The organism is Sphingobium sp. AP50 (assembly GCF_900109095.1).
Classification (GTDB): domain Bacteria; phylum Pseudomonadota; class Alphaproteobacteria; order Sphingomonadales; family Sphingomonadaceae; genus Sphingobium.
Map to the genome: position 1 here is coordinate 58,935 of NZ_FNYZ01000018.1, position 14,027 is coordinate 72,961.

The window sequence follows — 14,027 nt, forward strand, 5'->3', positions numbered from 1 at the left end:
CTCGCAAACTGGTCAATAATCACTTTTCTGTGCACCTAAAAGATTACATGCTGGTCTGAATATCGATGCAGGTACGGCCGCTCACTCAACACCGAGGTTATCAACGGTCATGTCTTCGATCGTATCAGCGAATTGGCCTGCGAGTCCTCCACGACGAGCGATAACGAGAATGATGTCCAATGCGTCACCCAAAGCATTATAATCGCTAGCGCAAGCCATCGCTTGTGCCATCGCGTGATCAATCATCTGATCAAGGGCGTGACCCATCGTCACCATGGTTGCTCTCCGCCGTAAAGTGGTTGCTGCTACAGCTTTCTAGTGTCCTCCCACGAGCATGGCCAGGCCGAGGCCTAGATCGTCGAGAACATAACAGCGGACCTGACGGCCGATATCGTGCCTGTCCATCACGCGCGCAAAGATCGCAGCCGATCCCTCGTTTCTTTCTGCGCTCGCTGGTGTCAGCTCTCGACACCAGCGAGCGCGCCACTCACGACGTTACCGGGCAGTCAGTGCCCCCCAAGTCCGTCAGGCAAGATAGATCGTACTACACATCCTCGTAATTGATGGAGAGGCCATCTGCGATCTTCTGAATCTGCGAATGGCATAAAGGATCAGCCACAGCGCGCGTCGACACCGGTTCGAGTATATCTGCAGGAACGCGGTCGCCAAAGAGCAATACCGCGAACTCGGGGCCATATTGATAGGAGATATAATAGAGGCCCTACGCAGAGGTGCAGTGGACATGAATATGCGCCGCCCAGTTGCGGGTGACCGGGTAAGTGCTTCTCGGCCCCGCCAAAAGGCCATTGCCTGGCAGTCCGATCTTACGCTGGGCCGTCGCGGTGAGGCTGACCAGATTCAGGTCATGCATCGTGCGCAGATGGCTATGGGCGTGCTGCCGATAATCTGAAGGATGGACGATGTCAGGCGGCGCCATTGTCATGCGGGCGCGCGGCGGCGTGTCCGGGCAGCGTAGGATGATCTCGCAGGTTGCGCATTCGAAGGATTGGGCGGCATAGAGGGTCGGAATTACAGCGCCGCTCCCATCGCGGATCGGTGAGAAACGGGCATGGCCTTTCTCGCTATCATTGAACTGGCTCGATCCAAACAGCTGGGCGTGGATGCGGTGCAGATCGGTGCCGGCCTTCAGAAGATGATAGTCCTCCTTCCCAACCCTCATTGTGACGGGCTCGGGAATCTGGATGCTGAAGCGCATCAGCCGTGAACTTCAGGCTCGGCTTCGCGCTCGAATGCCGCGATGACGGCTTCCGGCTCGCCGGCAAGTGCCGCGCCTGGGGTGTCGTCGAAATCCAGATGCGGCCGGGTCAGCCAGTGCAGCAGCCGAAAATCGCTCCATTCATCGGGCTTCGCCCGAATGATGTGGCGCATCGCCGGATAGACGCGGCGGCCTTCCACGTCGAATTGCAGCAGGGGATAGACGGCGCGCCCGTCGACCGTGAAGCGCAGCAGTTCCTGTCGATCTTCCTTACGCTTCATCGTCGCGGACGGGTTCGCGCCCGAAAGCCCCAGCAGCTCGCAGGCCTCAGCCTGATCGGCCATCTGGGTGGTCGTGAGTATCCGCTCCTGCAGGCGGGCGCGGTTGAGCGCCGCCTTGAGCTGGAGATCGTCGCCCTTGACCAGATTTTCCCGCAGCATGACCCGATATTCCGACACCATCTTGTCAAACTCGCCGGAAAAAGCGTCGCTTAGATACCGCTCGGCCACCTTTTCAAAGGTCATAGCCAACATGCTGGCTGCGTCGGTAATCGTCTTGCCACTGACACCCGCCTGCGCAACCGACGCGGCCAAGGCGTCATGGAGCGCCTGAAGCGCCGCTGGATCACTGCCGATGGACAAGTCGACATGAACCCGGACGCTGGCATGTGTAGAGACTGTCAGTGCCTTCGACGCGTAAAGCGCACGCCCAATGCCCCGACGCCCCGAGCCGGAGGCCGCTCGTTTACCAATCGCGGGAGCAGCAACCATGAGTCGTCTCCTAGTTTCACTACCAGATGAACACGATATAGCACTTATAGCGAAAAATGCCATATGAACATAAAAGCGGTGCACTGGGGTGGGCCTGGATAACCTGTGACCCTCACTCCGACAGCAATACTGCGGTCATGGTGGTGCCGCTTATCGTCAGCGTGAGGCACTGAGCCTGTCAATGAAACTCTGATGCTCAGGAACGCTAGCCATGAGCCTGCTGCGCGCGCGGCCGAGCAAGGCGGCGAAATCATGGCTGGTGGTAGACCTCATCCTGGTCTCCTGTTCCTCGAAAAACAGTTGCATCGAACTGTGCCCGGGGAATGGCGAAACATGCTGCATCGCTATCACCGGGCAAAGCTGGAGATCACGTAGGCGCTCGGGCGATCACTGACCCTCAATGTCAGCGCACGATGACCCGCCGTGTGAGATCAGGAATACGGACATTGTCGTAAGGGCTGCCAATCGAGAATTCGAGCGCCTCGCGCTCGGCGCGATACCAGCTGGGTGCATCAATATTATAGCTTTCGGTGGCATAGGGCTCGCCTCCGCTGGAAAATTCGACAGCAAGACTGAACGTATGAAGTTCGACACGGGAAGATGCGGGTATGATGATGTCCTTTCTATAAGAGAAAGGCGGCTCCGACTGATCGGAGCCGCCAGTTTAGCATTGGAAAATCGCGCTCGAGGCAGCGGCTTCAGTGCGCCTTGGCAAACAGCTTGCGCGCCTTGCCTTCGACCTCGAGCCGCGCGTCTTGGTTGGACCGTGCACGTGCATGCGCGGTGATCCCCTGCACGAAATCGAAGAGGCTGGCTGGGGGATGACCTTCTTCGGCGAGAACCGATTGTATGATTTTGGCCGTATCGGCCTTGGAGAAGCCGTTCTTGCGAAGAAAAGTGTCGCGATCCTCATCGGTACGAGCGACGATCCGGTGCCTGGCCGTCTTGATACCTTCGACAAAGCTCATCGCTGAAGAGTCCGCAAAATTTTCGAGCGCAGGCGCTGCTTCATGGGCAAATCGATTGGCGGCAAATTTCGAATGCCGGATCGATATCTCTTCGAAACCCTCGACGCCCCAGAGATTGCGATTCATGCATACGGCGCGAAGATAGAATGTCGCGATCCCCAATGCCTTCGATCCGACTTCAGAATTCCAGCAGTAAAAGCCTCGAAAGAAAAGATCGGGATCGCCGTTAGGCAGTTTGCCAGCCTCAATCGGGTGCGTATCATCGACGAGGAACAGGAAGACGTCGCGATCGGACGCATAAAGGGTCGTTGTATCGCGGGTGACATCGACATAGGGGTTGTACCGCATCGACCCCCAGTCGAGGACGCCGGGCACCTTCCACCGCGTGTCGGAGACCCCGTTACCCGCGATCTTCATCACCGCCGCCACAAGTTCATGATCCCAGATGCGACCATAGTCGGGTCCGGTCACGGCCCGCAGTTCGGTCCTGCCCTCATTGGTCTTGAGGAGTTTCACCTGCTCGGCGCGGTGCCGCAGGAGCCCATGCTGCAGATTGATCCCGGCGAGCGCCGCTGGCAGGTTACGCAAATAGGAGGCTGGCGCGCCCACGAGGCTCGCAAGCTGCCCGAACGACCAGTTGGTCGGTGCAATAGGTTCCTCCTCGCCCGGAATGAACAGGCTGAGGCGTTCGGCATTGTCGGCCCTCGCGTCCACGCGCACCGCACGACTTTCCACGATACAGGTCTGGGCCTGGGCCGCACGGTGGCGCACGCTGTTGTACAGGGCATCGAGCGAAAGGAACTTCTCATCGTCGGGTCGCGAGAACCATTCGGACGAAACCCGCCCGACATTGCGGCCGCGGCTGATGTCGACGCCATAGGCACCGGAGATTCGGCTTGGGATAGAAGATTGAAGAAGCGTAGCCATGAGGAAGTCTCCTTGATGGAACGGCCCGATCCATTCTGGACAGGCCAAACCATCCCCTCCCCCTTCCCTCCTACCCGAGCACGGCGGGGACGCCCCGCCTGAGCATCATGCCAGATCCCGGGCATCAACCCACAGCGCGCCATGCCGGCCTTGGTCAGCCAGAATCTGGTGCAAACCATTCGTAGAGGAGATGCGCGTCGGGATCATATGCCGGCCCGATTGCAATGCGCACCAGACGACCGTCGCAAGCAAAAGCACCGGCGCGGGGAAAATTAAGATAAGAGCCTCCCTCAAGGATGATATCCCCTGAGCGGACTTTGATGACCCTTCGCGTTGTGCCAAGTGATCGATGGCCCTGCGGCGCGTCGACGAGTTTGACGGCGTGACCTGCTCTGAACCCTTTCTTGAATTTAGCTAGCGACATACGAGATACGACAGGATTTTTCGCGCCTCGACGCCTCGCCAGGGTGGACCAATAGCTCTGTCCAATCCTCGCCTCACAAAAAAAGGCACAGCTGTGATAATCCTGGAGGATGTTCGAGTGGGTGAAGCCAAACCGTTCCATCTGATCGCGGACCGCTTCGATGACGGCATTTTGCGCCGCGCGCGCGGTGAGGTCGGACGGCGCGTCGAGGATATTGGCCGTAATTTTGCGACCGCCGGCGAACGTCTGGGTTGTGACTGCGAATTTGAAATCGGCAAAATGGCGTGCCAGATGGCGCTCGATCCGGCCACCGATCGCGGTCAACGCTTCCCCAGGCTTATGCGGGTCACCTTGATAGTAGAAATTTCCCAGCTCATCGAACGGGGTCTGGCTATAGAGGCGCAACGCAACGCCCGGCGTCAGGGCGTCGGTCAGACACGTGTTGGACATGGGATATCCTTTCATACACAAGGCGCAGGCCATTTACCTCGTCGGTTTGTCTCCCTCCTCCTCCTCTCCATGCGACAGCGACGCGATCACACTCCTGGCCGGTCAGGCGCGCATGGCGACAAGCGCCTCCACTTTGCCTCGTGCTTTGTGGGTGGGCAGGAACAGGCGCGTGCGATACTGGATCGCTTCGGAAAAGGCTCCAGCGGCTTTGATCTGGTCCCGATCGTCGGCACGATAGTTGCGGACCCGTCGCATCGGATGCCAAAAAGGCCTCTTCCATCAGATGTTTGAGATGTTGCCGTTTTACCACCTGTCCCGCTCTTAGATATTGGGCGATCTTGGTGGCAACACCCTGGAGGCAGGCGATCTTCATAGTCTCCGGCGCGTCGGACTGCGCTCGCGCAGATAGCGGAAGGGACATGGCAAATCTCCGATATGCGATAGGACCATGGCGGCCCGCCCCTTTGCTTCCTCCTTCCCTCCCGGCGTGCAGCACCATGAGGGGCGGGGCCACGGCACATGGCCGCGACCCCGCAAGGTGACAAGGAAACCGCTCAGGCTGCCTTGGCGAGAAGGACCTCGGCGCCCCCGGCCTGGAGATCATCCGCAGCCGCAGCGCCGCCCTCGATCGCTGGAGGGCCAAAGCGCATCGCGTCGGGTATCCAGGCAAGCGCAGCGTCCCGGATGTCGGCTTCAACAGGCACGCTTGCGCTGAAGATCTTTTCGGCCGAGGCTGAAAGATCATGTTTCTTGGACGCGCCATATCGGCTCGACAGCTCCTTGCCGCCGACCTCTTCGAGATGAAGAAGGATCGTCGCCTTGGAGAGGCGATCGAAATAATTGGTCGCTGTCGGCCGCCACCACGCAGCGACCTCGATACCAAGTGTCTGCCCCAGATGATCGATAAAGGCTGCGCCCTCCTTGTCCGACGTCACCGCGTGGAGCGTTCGCGCGATCGCCCAGGCAAGCCAGCCAGCGCGCGCGTCATCGGTGAGGCGGCGAAACGCATCGAAACGCTCGCACGCATTGCCGGCCTCCATCCAGCTACGGTCCAGCGCATCGTCGATGTTACGCCACTCCTTCGCTGCGGCCGTTTCGCTTTTATAGTCCGTCAAGGGCGACCAGGGCTTGTCGGCCCTAAGCTCGCTTGCCAGTGCTTCGAAACCGAAATGGCGGGTCGCCCGGTCCGCCATCCAGAAGGTGCCAAGGTCGAGGGCGAAACTCGGATCGCTGGCAATGTGGACGCGGACCAGTTCGCTTTTCATTTCGGCCAGTTCCTGGGCAAGCCGCTGACTGTAGATCGGGCGGGCGGGCACGTCCTTTGCCACCAGGACCTCGCGCGCTTCATCGACGCTATTTTCTCCGTCCTCCTCGTCGTTAGTTGCTTCTTCGACGGGCGCAACGTAGAGTTGCTGATGGAGTGAGGGCCGGCCATCATGGCCGATAACCACATAGGCAAGAGCGTTCGCCTTCTGGTCATCCGACAGGATCGGGACTGGATTTTGGATGGCGCGCGCTTCGGCTTCAAGCATTTCCGCCCGGTTGGCTTGCTCATCACGTTCATCCGCGTCGCCATCTTCATAGGCGGCATTGATGGCGTCGAGCTCCTCCTCTATCGCTTCGAGACGGCTTTCCTGCTCGGGTGTGAGCGGCGGCATCTCGCCGTTAAGCGGCTGCAAATCCCAGGTGTCATTATAGCCGATGTGGGTGGTCGCCACGACACGCACCTGCCCGAACCCTTCCCGTTCCCGGATGGCTTCTGCCGCCGTGGCGAGTTTTTGGGCCGCGAGCCTGGCGAGAAGATCACCGTCGATCCAGCGCTCGGTGGTCGCATCGCTAAAAAGATCGAGATCTACCCTGCCGCCCGCTTCGATATAAGCCTCGCGTCCGACAAGCAGCGCCTTGGGATCGTTCCCGAGATAAGTGTCTTCGGCCAGTTGGCGTCGTATTTCATTGATGTTGGTGCGGTAATAGCCGTCCTTGAGTAACTCAAACACCTCGGCCTGTTTGGTCCTGTCGCAATTGCTCGTATAGGCTACAGCAATATCGAGGGTGATCTCGCCGTTACGCAGCGCTTCGAATATGGGCTCGGCCAGGTCCGCAAGGCGCAGCCGACTGCGGACGAACCGCTCGGTAAGGCCAAAACGCTTGGCTACGTCCTCGGCTGTTTTTCCCTCGGTCTCGATGACGTCCTGGAAAGCCCGGCAGGTATCGGCAGGGTTCATCGTCAAGGTGAAGAAATTTTCCTCCAGGCTGGTTTCGACCTCCTCACTGGCGTTGCCCAATACCAATACGGCAAGCTGGTAGTCCGGCGCGAAGATACCCTTTTCGATCAGGCGATGGACAGCATCGAGCCGGCGGCCGCCAGCAACAATCCGATAATGCCCCTTCTTGCGGGCAACAGGCACACCGATCAGATTCTTGCGCACGCCTTTGGCCGCGATATTCGCTTCAAGCTGCGCGTCCGCGACCGCATCGCTCACGGTCCTGACATTTTTGGGCGACTTGGTCAGGTTCGCCGCCGGTACGAGAATGGGAAGTTGAGTCATAAGACGTATCTCCTGGCGGGCGCAACCTGACGATCAGGCCACTTGCCGCCACCAATCCCCCACTCCCTCCCCTCCAGCCCGCAGCACGTCGTTCCAGTCATTGAAAGCGATCGGCGGAAACGCGATCTCGATTTTGCGGCCGAACATCATGTAGGAGGCCATCGCCTTGCCTGCGCCAATTTCGCCGGCGAGATCATTATCTGGGAACAGGACAAGGTGGGTGACGCTGTCTGGGATCGCGGTCTGGTGCAGCCGCTCGGCCCCAAGCGTTGCCCAGACAGGGATGTCGAAAAGGGTCATGACGGAGAGCGCTGTTTCAATGCCTTCGGCGAGCCCAAGAACATGAGTGGGCTCACCCAGCATCACCGCGCCGCGATACGGTCGTCCGAGCATCATCCTGGCGTCGGCCAGATCACGTGCCCGGCGCGGCTGACCCGATTCGAGAAATGTCCGCTGAATGGCTACGAACCGTCCCGCCACGTGCACAGCGGCGATCATCGCAGGCCGGAATTTCAGATCTTTGCCCTGCCTCAGTGGCGTGCGGGGGTGGAAGCGAAGGGCTGAAGGCATGATCTTGATAAGGCGCCTGCGCAGATAGATTTCGGCCGGTGTCCCGCGCAAAATTCTCGACTCGTCCCAGATTGCAATCGCCCGCTGGCGTGTGAGCAGGTCATAGGTAAATGTGGAAGCAGACCCTATGGCCGCCGCTTCGTTTCGCTCAAGCGCCTGACCGTCGAGACGCAAAATCTCGCGAATAACATCGCCCGTGTCGCAGCCGGCCCAGCATTTATAGAGCAGGGCGTTGGCCCCGACCCGCACCGAGAGGCTTGGCCTGCGGTCGGCGTGGGCGGGACAACGGCACATGCCCTTTCCACGGCTCCAATGCCCGCCAAGGCGCCGAACCAGGCTTTCGCCGATCTTTTCAAGATATGCGGTCATGTTTGCTAATCCTAATGTCTTGGGCCGGGCGCTGGTAAGCGAATGCCAAGTGAGGACGCGGCCGAATGGGATGCTGTCAGATGCGTTGATCCCGCATCAAGGGCCGTCGTCACATGGACAGACGCATTCAACGCCACCTGACCGACCTATCTCCTTCTTCCCTGTGGCGTGGGGCTTGTCGCCACAGCAGACAAGAATGCTTGGCTTTGCGCCATTTTCGATTATGGAATGCCTGTCCGCCAGCAGGCGGGCCGAGGCGTCGAAACCTCGTTCCAGTAGAGCCGGTCGATTGCTCCTTCGACCGGGTGGCGGGCGCGTATGTCCAGGCCATCCGGCTAAAGGCGCTCGCGCTCGTCTACTGGCGAGTTTCGAACATCCGGTTCTCAGGGGCCGCACGCCTTGATCCTTCACGAACAAGGCGTGCCGCCGGCTGAGCGGACGGGAGATGTAAGATGGCCACACCCCACATATTGGACGCGAGACGATCTGCGGCGGTCAGGCTGATGGAAGAAGCTCTGATCGAACTTGAAGCGGTCCATGAAGTTCTTGGCGCGATGCGGCTGCAGCATGCTATAGACGTCGTCAAAGGTAAGCCTGTTCCAAAGAAGGAAGATTGAGCCCATCACGGTTGTCAGATAGTGTTGTCCAGGGCGTGACCGACCCGAGCGCGTGATTTATCGCGGATCCGATCTAAAATCACGGCGTGATGCGACTTTTGGGCCTTTACTTCATTATCATCAGGTCCGATTGAGAATGTTGATGGTGGCATGGACGATGCCGCGCAGATGGAGAGCCTTGTAATGGCCGATACCGACAAAGCCGATCTTACCCAGCTCACGGTGCAGTTGCTAAGTGCCTATGTAGCCAACAACAGTGTTGCCAGCGAGGATCTCGCTACACTTATCAAGACAACACGAACGGCCCTTCTGGATGAACAGACACTCAGTCAAGCGCTGAAGCCTGACTATGTACCGGCAGTCACTATTCGCAAGAGCCTGGGCTCGCCCGATCATATCCTCAGCCTGATCGACGGCAAACCATATAAGATGTTGAAACGCCATCTGGCGCAACATGGTCTGACCCCGGATCAATATCGGGAACGCTATGGCCTCTCGCGCGATTATCCCATGACGGCCAAGAGCTATTCCGAGGCACGTCGTGCAACTGCTGCCCGCATTGGCCTGGGCTCGCGCCAGGTGAAAAAAGCAGAATCCACCTCGACACCTGCTGAAGAGGGTGCTGGTTCAATTTTAGTCACCGAGGAAAAGCCTTCCACGCTGGTGGCAGCGTCACCCCGTAAATCCAAAGAAAAGGGTGCAGTGGCAACCAGGGCCAAAAGAGCGAACGCGACGGGACAGTCTCAAGAGCCAAAGGCCAACAGCTCTGCGCCCGTGGAGCAAGACAGTGCCACCGGCCCCAATCAGACGTTGGCAGGGCCTGTGAAAGCGGAGAACGCCGCGGCTGAGGAGGCTTTGACATCGCCAACCCAAAAAGCGCAGCGAAAGTCATCTGCAAAAGCGAATACATCTGACGCACTGACGTCCGCTTCTGTCGCGCCGCCTGCGCAAGATGTTCGAGATACGTCGCCTGTCACGGCCGACGGGCAGCCTGCCGCGGTCACAAAGCGGACTTCAGGAACGCGCAAGAAGGATGCGCCCATAGCTAAGTCTGCTTCACCTTCCAGCAGGAAACGTAACGCAAAGGCCAAGCCGGAAAATGCGTCGTCATCAGAGCTCGGATCTGAAGTCAAAGGCGACGAACCAACAGGAGACCAGGCTCAGGCGGCATCACGCCCACCGACACTCTCGGCTACTGATAGGTCAGCTGAAGGGCCAACGGGCCATGCTCCTGGCAAGGACATCGCCCATGAAAATGTGACCTCGACCAAGGAGGTCAAGCCTGCAAAACGCGCCAGGAACACTTTAAGAATCAAGACGCAAGCCTAAGGACATATGCAGGATCAGGCAGATGGTTGCCTGATCCTGTGCTTTTGACCCCAGATATATAGTGCCTGATGGCTTGGCGAATGGACGGTCTGCAGACAATGTTGCTGCGTTGCCCGATCATGCTGCTGCTTTGTTAATCCTCGACATCGGCCGGTCTGGCCTTCTCGACATGCAGCGCGATGCCGGACAGGGCCTGCGCAAGCAATTGTTCGCAGGTACGAACATCACAAGCTAGTCGCCCAGCGACCTCATCAAGCTCCAATCCACCCATTCGGTGGAGCAGGAAGACGCTACGCTCCAGAAAAGGTCGTTCCGCAATGGCAGCGGCATAGCGCGCGTTCATAAAGCGCGGCAGGAGAGGAAGGATGAGATCCCAGTCGACCAGATATTTTGCCCGAAGCCAGACGCCCTGCGCAGTTGGTGCGACCGGCCTGTCTCCAGCGTCCATAATTACAGCGTCGGGGAGGTCGATATGTTGAGCCGCTGCGGCGGTCGCCAATCCCAACGCTGTTGACGCACGTCGCTGGAAATATTGTTCAATGGCCTGTGCCAGCACGCCATATTTGCGCCGCCTGCTCGGCAAGAATTGCCATATCGACGAGACGCGCAAGACTTCCCCTGCGTCTCGAAGCAGCGTTTCCATTTCGGTCTCGCCGAAGCAATCGGCCTGGCCTAACCTGTCTGGATCATTATCATGCGCGATGGTATGAGCTATGGGCGATGACATGGCGAACTCCTGTTTTTGGACTCGCTATGCTCCTCTCCCTCCTCTCCGCGCAGGTGAGCTTGCTAAGCGGCGCTGCCCGAACGGTTGATGACCCCCTCAAAGATCGCTTCCAAGGCGGCATGCGCCTTCTTGGTCAGGCGGATATAGATACGCCGTCCGTCGACAGGATCGCGCTGGCGATAGACCCAGCCCAGGTCTCGCATGGTCCTAATGGAGGCCCGCGCCGTGGTTGGAGGGACATTGGCAGCACTGGCGAGGCTTGAGATCGCAATGTCGCGCCCCCGATGCTCCCAGATATAGAGGTCCAGCAGCATGTCCCAGACCGGATCGGCGGACAGCTCAAACCCTATATGGGTGCCAACAAGCTGACGATTGGCAATCAAATCCAGGCATAGTGCGACATACCGGGGATCACTGCGGTTGGGCGCGCCTTCTTCCACCGGATCAACCACTATGTCCGGCAAAGAATGCGCCCGAGCCAGTGGTCGAAAAGCAGGCCGCATTGCTCCTAGACGACAGGACGATAGGAGCAGTCGAGAACCCTCTAACTATCGCCGATATGGCGAAAAATTCCTTCGCTTCTACCCTGCACATCTATGTTCACCCCTTTGCAAAACTGTCACAAATATTTCACGAGGCCGCGCTCCCGCCCATTCCCCGAAAGGGGGTGAATGGATGCAGCAGCCTTTTGAATGGAGCGGTGTCGGAGGGTGCTTACTCATGCTCAGGCAATAGGGAACTTACCAATGCTCATGTCACCAAAGATGGTTGAATTCATGGACGCCTGCCGCGCGATTTCGGACGAGTCCGGACTGCGCGATGTGTTGCGCGATATGACGGAAAAACTCGGCTTCAATCAATATGCGCTTCTTCATCACGTCGACCTGGCACATCCGCCCGCCCATTCGATCACATTGATAAGCTATGAAGATAGCTGGATGGAGCGGATCATCAAAAACCGCTATTTCAAGGATGATCCTATATTGGCTGCAAGCAATCGCCGCCTTACCGGTTTTGGATGGCGCGAGGTGCCCGAGATCATCCGGCTGAGCCGTCGGCAGCGGCGCATCCTGCACGAGGCACGCGCGCATGGATTGCGCGACGGCTTTACCGTGCCGGCTCAACTGGCGGGCGAATATCGTGGAACATGCTCCTTTGCCGCTGATCGAACAATTGAACTGACCCCGGATGTCGTCGGCTGTGCCCAACTGGTCGGCATGTTCTGTTTCGAGGTCGCGCGCAGGATCACTAATCAAGCCAGCGCCGCACCTGCAGAAATCCCTGAACTCACCCAGCGGCAACTCGACTGTCTGGTCCATGTCGGCTCGGGCAAGACCAATTGGGAGACGAGCGTGATATTGGGCGTGTCGGAAGATACGGTCGACAAACATGTCCTGGGCGCCATGCGGCGCTATGGCGTGGGCAAAAGGACTTTGCTGATTGTCCGTGCATTGTTCGACGGACAACTCAGCTATCGGGACATGTTGCGCATGCACTAAATTACCCCCTTTCGGGGAATAGCGCGGAATCACCATCCTTCGCATCCTGCCTGTCTTACACATAGGAGGAAGTCGATGCTGTCATTTGAACAGGGTGTATCTGCGCGTGTACCCGACGCGCTTATGGCGGACATGTATCGGGATCGAAAGCGGGTCTTCATCGACTTGTTGGGCTGGGATTTGCCGACCCTCGACGACAAGTATGAGATCGACCAGTTTGATGGTCCGAATACAATTTACCTCATCGTCGGTCGGCCCGATGGCACGCATCTGGGATCGATGCGGCTGCTGCCTACAAACCGGCCGACGATAATCGGAGATTTTTTTCACCATCTGTGTGATGTCGGAGCCCCCCGTTCGCCCGCGGTCTGGGAACTGTCCCGGCTGTGCCTGAGCCCGCGCATCCGCGCGGCAGAACGACGCGGCGTCCGCAACCGCCTGCTGACATCAGCTGTCCAGTTTGCGCTGCAAAACACGATCAGCGCGTTTTGCTGCGTGACCCACGCCTGGTATATGCCTGAGGTTATGGCCTATGGCTGGCAATGTAAGGCCATGGGGCTTCCGCAGATGGACCCAGGCGGCATGGTCGGCGCTCTTGAGATCGCGATCAACGAAGAGACGCCCCTCCTAATGGCGCAGGCGGGAACCTGGGATGAAACGCCCGTCCAGACCTCGTTCGATCCCGCGCTTCGTCGGGGAGACGTGCAATGAAACAGCAACATATAGGCCATGCCGTCGCGCCGCATCTCGATGCTCTGGAAAGCCACGGTTTTTGCCTCGTCGAGAACATAATCCCGACCGCGATGGTGGAAGGCCTCGCTTCTGACCTGGGCGACAGTTTTGCAGCAACGCCAGTGTCGCAAGGCCCCTTCTATGGGGCCGACACCGTACGCTTTGGCGGTTTGCTCAATCGATCGCCTTTCGCTGCCCTTTTCATCCAACATCCCCTCATCCTCGAAATCGTCGGGAATATTCTTGGAGCATGGTGCGACACTATTCAACTCAACCTCACGCAGGCGATCGAAATTCGTCCAGGCGCCGAACAGCAGGTACCCCACCGCGATCAGGATATGTGGCCGGTCAGCCGCATGCTGCCCAGCGACCATGCGGCGGAATATCTGGTGAACGTGATGTGGCCATTCACGCCCTACCGGCCAGAAAATGGATCCACCATATTATGGCCCGGCAGCCATCGTCGGCAGGCCGAAGATCTCATCGATGCTGAGGAGGCGGTGTCATTGGAGATCATGCCAGGCTCTGCGCTCCTATTCCTCGGATCGACGCTGCATTGTGGCGGCGCGAACCGGACCATGGCGGCGCGGCGCGGGATGATCGTCAGCTATTCTCTGGGATGGCTCAAACCCTATGAAATCCAGACACTCGTATACCCGCCCGAAATAGCCAAAAGTCTTTCACCGGACCTGGCCCGCCTGATCGGCTATCAGGTTCACAGACCCAATCTTGGTAATGTTGAGGGGCGATGCCCCTCTGTGTTACTTGGGGACGAGCTTGCGGCTGGCGCAATCGATGCGCTCGCGCCAGAACAGATTGCCCTGATCGAGGCTTTTCACGCCCAGTTGCAAGCCACAAACTCGCAAGTTTCACTATAGTA

16 protein-coding genes are annotated in these 14,027 nt (G+C 58.6%); 6 read left to right on the forward strand and 10 right to left on the reverse strand.

Annotation, left to right across the window (positions count from 1 at the left end):
- Positions 1–81: 81 nt before the first annotated feature.
- The 3 genes from BMY84_RS22550 to BMY84_RS22560 all read right to left on the reverse strand — a co-directional run bounded on the left by BMY84_RS22550 (position 82) and on the right by BMY84_RS22560 (position 1,986).
- Positions 82–276 carry a hypothetical protein gene (locus BMY84_RS22550; protein WP_093086772.1) on the reverse strand — a complete coding sequence of 65 codons (195 nt, stop codon included), beginning with the start codon at positions 274–276 and terminating at the stop codon, positions 82–84.
- A 445-nt stretch (positions 277–721) separates the two neighbouring features.
- Positions 722–1,180, reverse strand: a complete 459-nt coding sequence (locus BMY84_RS22555) for an RES domain-containing protein (RefSeq protein WP_256215368.1) — start codon at positions 1,178–1,180, stop codon at positions 722–724.
- Between the two features lie 35 nt (positions 1,181–1,215).
- Positions 1,216–1,986, reverse strand: coding sequence for a hypothetical protein (locus tag BMY84_RS22560; RefSeq protein ID WP_093086773.1), 771 nt, complete (start codon positions 1,984–1,986; stop codon positions 1,216–1,218).
- Between the two features lie 211 nt (positions 1,987–2,197).
- On the opposite strand from BMY84_RS22560, the gene BMY84_RS29395 reads away from it, so the two are divergent.
- The gene (locus tag BMY84_RS29395) at positions 2,198–2,380 is read left to right on the forward strand and encodes a hypothetical protein (protein WP_143075131.1); all 183 of its coding nucleotides are present in this window, start codon (positions 2,198–2,200) and stop codon (positions 2,378–2,380) included.
- Between the two features lie 304 nt (positions 2,381–2,684).
- Here BMY84_RS29395 and BMY84_RS22570 read toward each other — a convergent pair whose 3' ends face one another.
- The 5 genes from BMY84_RS22570 to BMY84_RS22585 form a co-directional block, all read right to left on the reverse strand.
- Positions 2,685–3,881 carry a DUF932 domain-containing protein gene (locus BMY84_RS22570; RefSeq protein ID WP_093086775.1) on the reverse strand — a complete coding sequence of 399 codons (1,197 nt, stop codon included), beginning with the start codon at positions 3,879–3,881 and terminating at the stop codon, positions 2,685–2,687.
- 154 nt (positions 3,882–4,035) lie between these two features.
- Complete coding sequence (locus BMY84_RS22575) at positions 4,036–4,755, reverse strand: hypothetical protein (RefSeq protein ID WP_093086777.1); 720 nt, start codon at positions 4,753–4,755, stop codon at positions 4,036–4,038.
- A 102-nt stretch (positions 4,756–4,857) separates the two neighbouring features.
- The gene (locus tag BMY84_RS29935) at positions 4,858–5,010 is read right to left on the reverse strand and encodes a hypothetical protein (RefSeq protein WP_177204132.1); all 153 of its coding nucleotides are present in this window, start codon (positions 5,008–5,010) and stop codon (positions 4,858–4,860) included.
- Between the two features lie 299 nt (positions 5,011–5,309).
- Positions 5,310–7,304 carry a ParB/RepB/Spo0J family partition protein gene (locus BMY84_RS22580; protein WP_093086778.1) on the reverse strand — a complete coding sequence of 665 codons (1,995 nt, stop codon included), beginning with the start codon at positions 7,302–7,304 and terminating at the stop codon, positions 5,310–5,312.
- Positions 7,305–7,337: 33 nt separating this feature from the next.
- Positions 7,338–8,243 (reverse strand): DUF7146 domain-containing protein, encoded by a 906-nt coding sequence (locus BMY84_RS22585; RefSeq protein ID WP_093086780.1) that lies wholly within the window; start codon positions 8,241–8,243, stop codon positions 7,338–7,340.
- 452 nt (positions 8,244–8,695) lie between these two features.
- On the opposite strand from BMY84_RS22585, the gene BMY84_RS29940 reads away from it, so the two are divergent.
- Together BMY84_RS29940 and BMY84_RS22590 are read left to right on the forward strand one after the other, a co-directional pair.
- Positions 8,696–8,860, forward strand: coding sequence for a hypothetical protein (locus tag BMY84_RS29940; RefSeq protein WP_177204133.1), 165 nt, complete (start codon positions 8,696–8,698; stop codon positions 8,858–8,860).
- Between the two features lie 150 nt (positions 8,861–9,010).
- Positions 9,011–10,189 carry a MucR family transcriptional regulator gene (locus BMY84_RS22590; protein WP_256215369.1) on the forward strand — a complete coding sequence of 393 codons (1,179 nt, stop codon included), beginning with the start codon at positions 9,011–9,013 and terminating at the stop codon, positions 10,187–10,189.
- 133 nt (positions 10,190–10,322) lie between these two features.
- On the opposite strand, the gene BMY84_RS22595 is transcribed toward BMY84_RS22590, so the two are convergent.
- Positions 10,323–10,916 (reverse strand): sigma factor-like helix-turn-helix DNA-binding protein, encoded by a 594-nt coding sequence (locus tag BMY84_RS22595; RefSeq protein WP_093086781.1) that lies wholly within the window; start codon positions 10,914–10,916, stop codon positions 10,323–10,325.
- A 62-nt stretch (positions 10,917–10,978) separates the two neighbouring features.
- Complete coding sequence (locus BMY84_RS22600) at positions 10,979–11,380, reverse strand: winged helix DNA-binding protein (RefSeq protein ID WP_177204134.1); 402 nt, start codon at positions 11,378–11,380, stop codon at positions 10,979–10,981.
- Positions 11,381–11,692: 312 nt separating this feature from the next.
- Here BMY84_RS22600 and BMY84_RS22605 point away from each other — a divergent pair, with 312 nt between their 5' ends.
- The 3 genes from BMY84_RS22605 to BMY84_RS22615 all read left to right on the forward strand — a co-directional run bounded on the left by BMY84_RS22605 (position 11,693) and on the right by BMY84_RS22615 (position 14,025).
- The gene (locus BMY84_RS22605) at positions 11,693–12,415 is read left to right on the forward strand and encodes a helix-turn-helix transcriptional regulator (RefSeq protein ID WP_218147009.1); all 723 of its coding nucleotides are present in this window, start codon (positions 11,693–11,695) and stop codon (positions 12,413–12,415) included.
- A 75-nt stretch (positions 12,416–12,490) separates the two neighbouring features.
- Positions 12,491–13,126, forward strand: a complete 636-nt coding sequence (locus tag BMY84_RS22610) for an acyl-homoserine-lactone synthase (RefSeq protein WP_093086786.1) — start codon at positions 12,491–12,493, stop codon at positions 13,124–13,126.
- Positions 13,123–14,025 (forward strand): phytanoyl-CoA dioxygenase family protein, encoded by a 903-nt coding sequence (locus BMY84_RS22615; protein ID WP_093086787.1) that lies wholly within the window; start codon positions 13,123–13,125, stop codon positions 14,023–14,025. The genes BMY84_RS22610 and BMY84_RS22615 overlap by 4 nt, the downstream gene beginning before the upstream one ends.
- Positions 14,026–14,027: the final 2 nt, after the last annotated feature.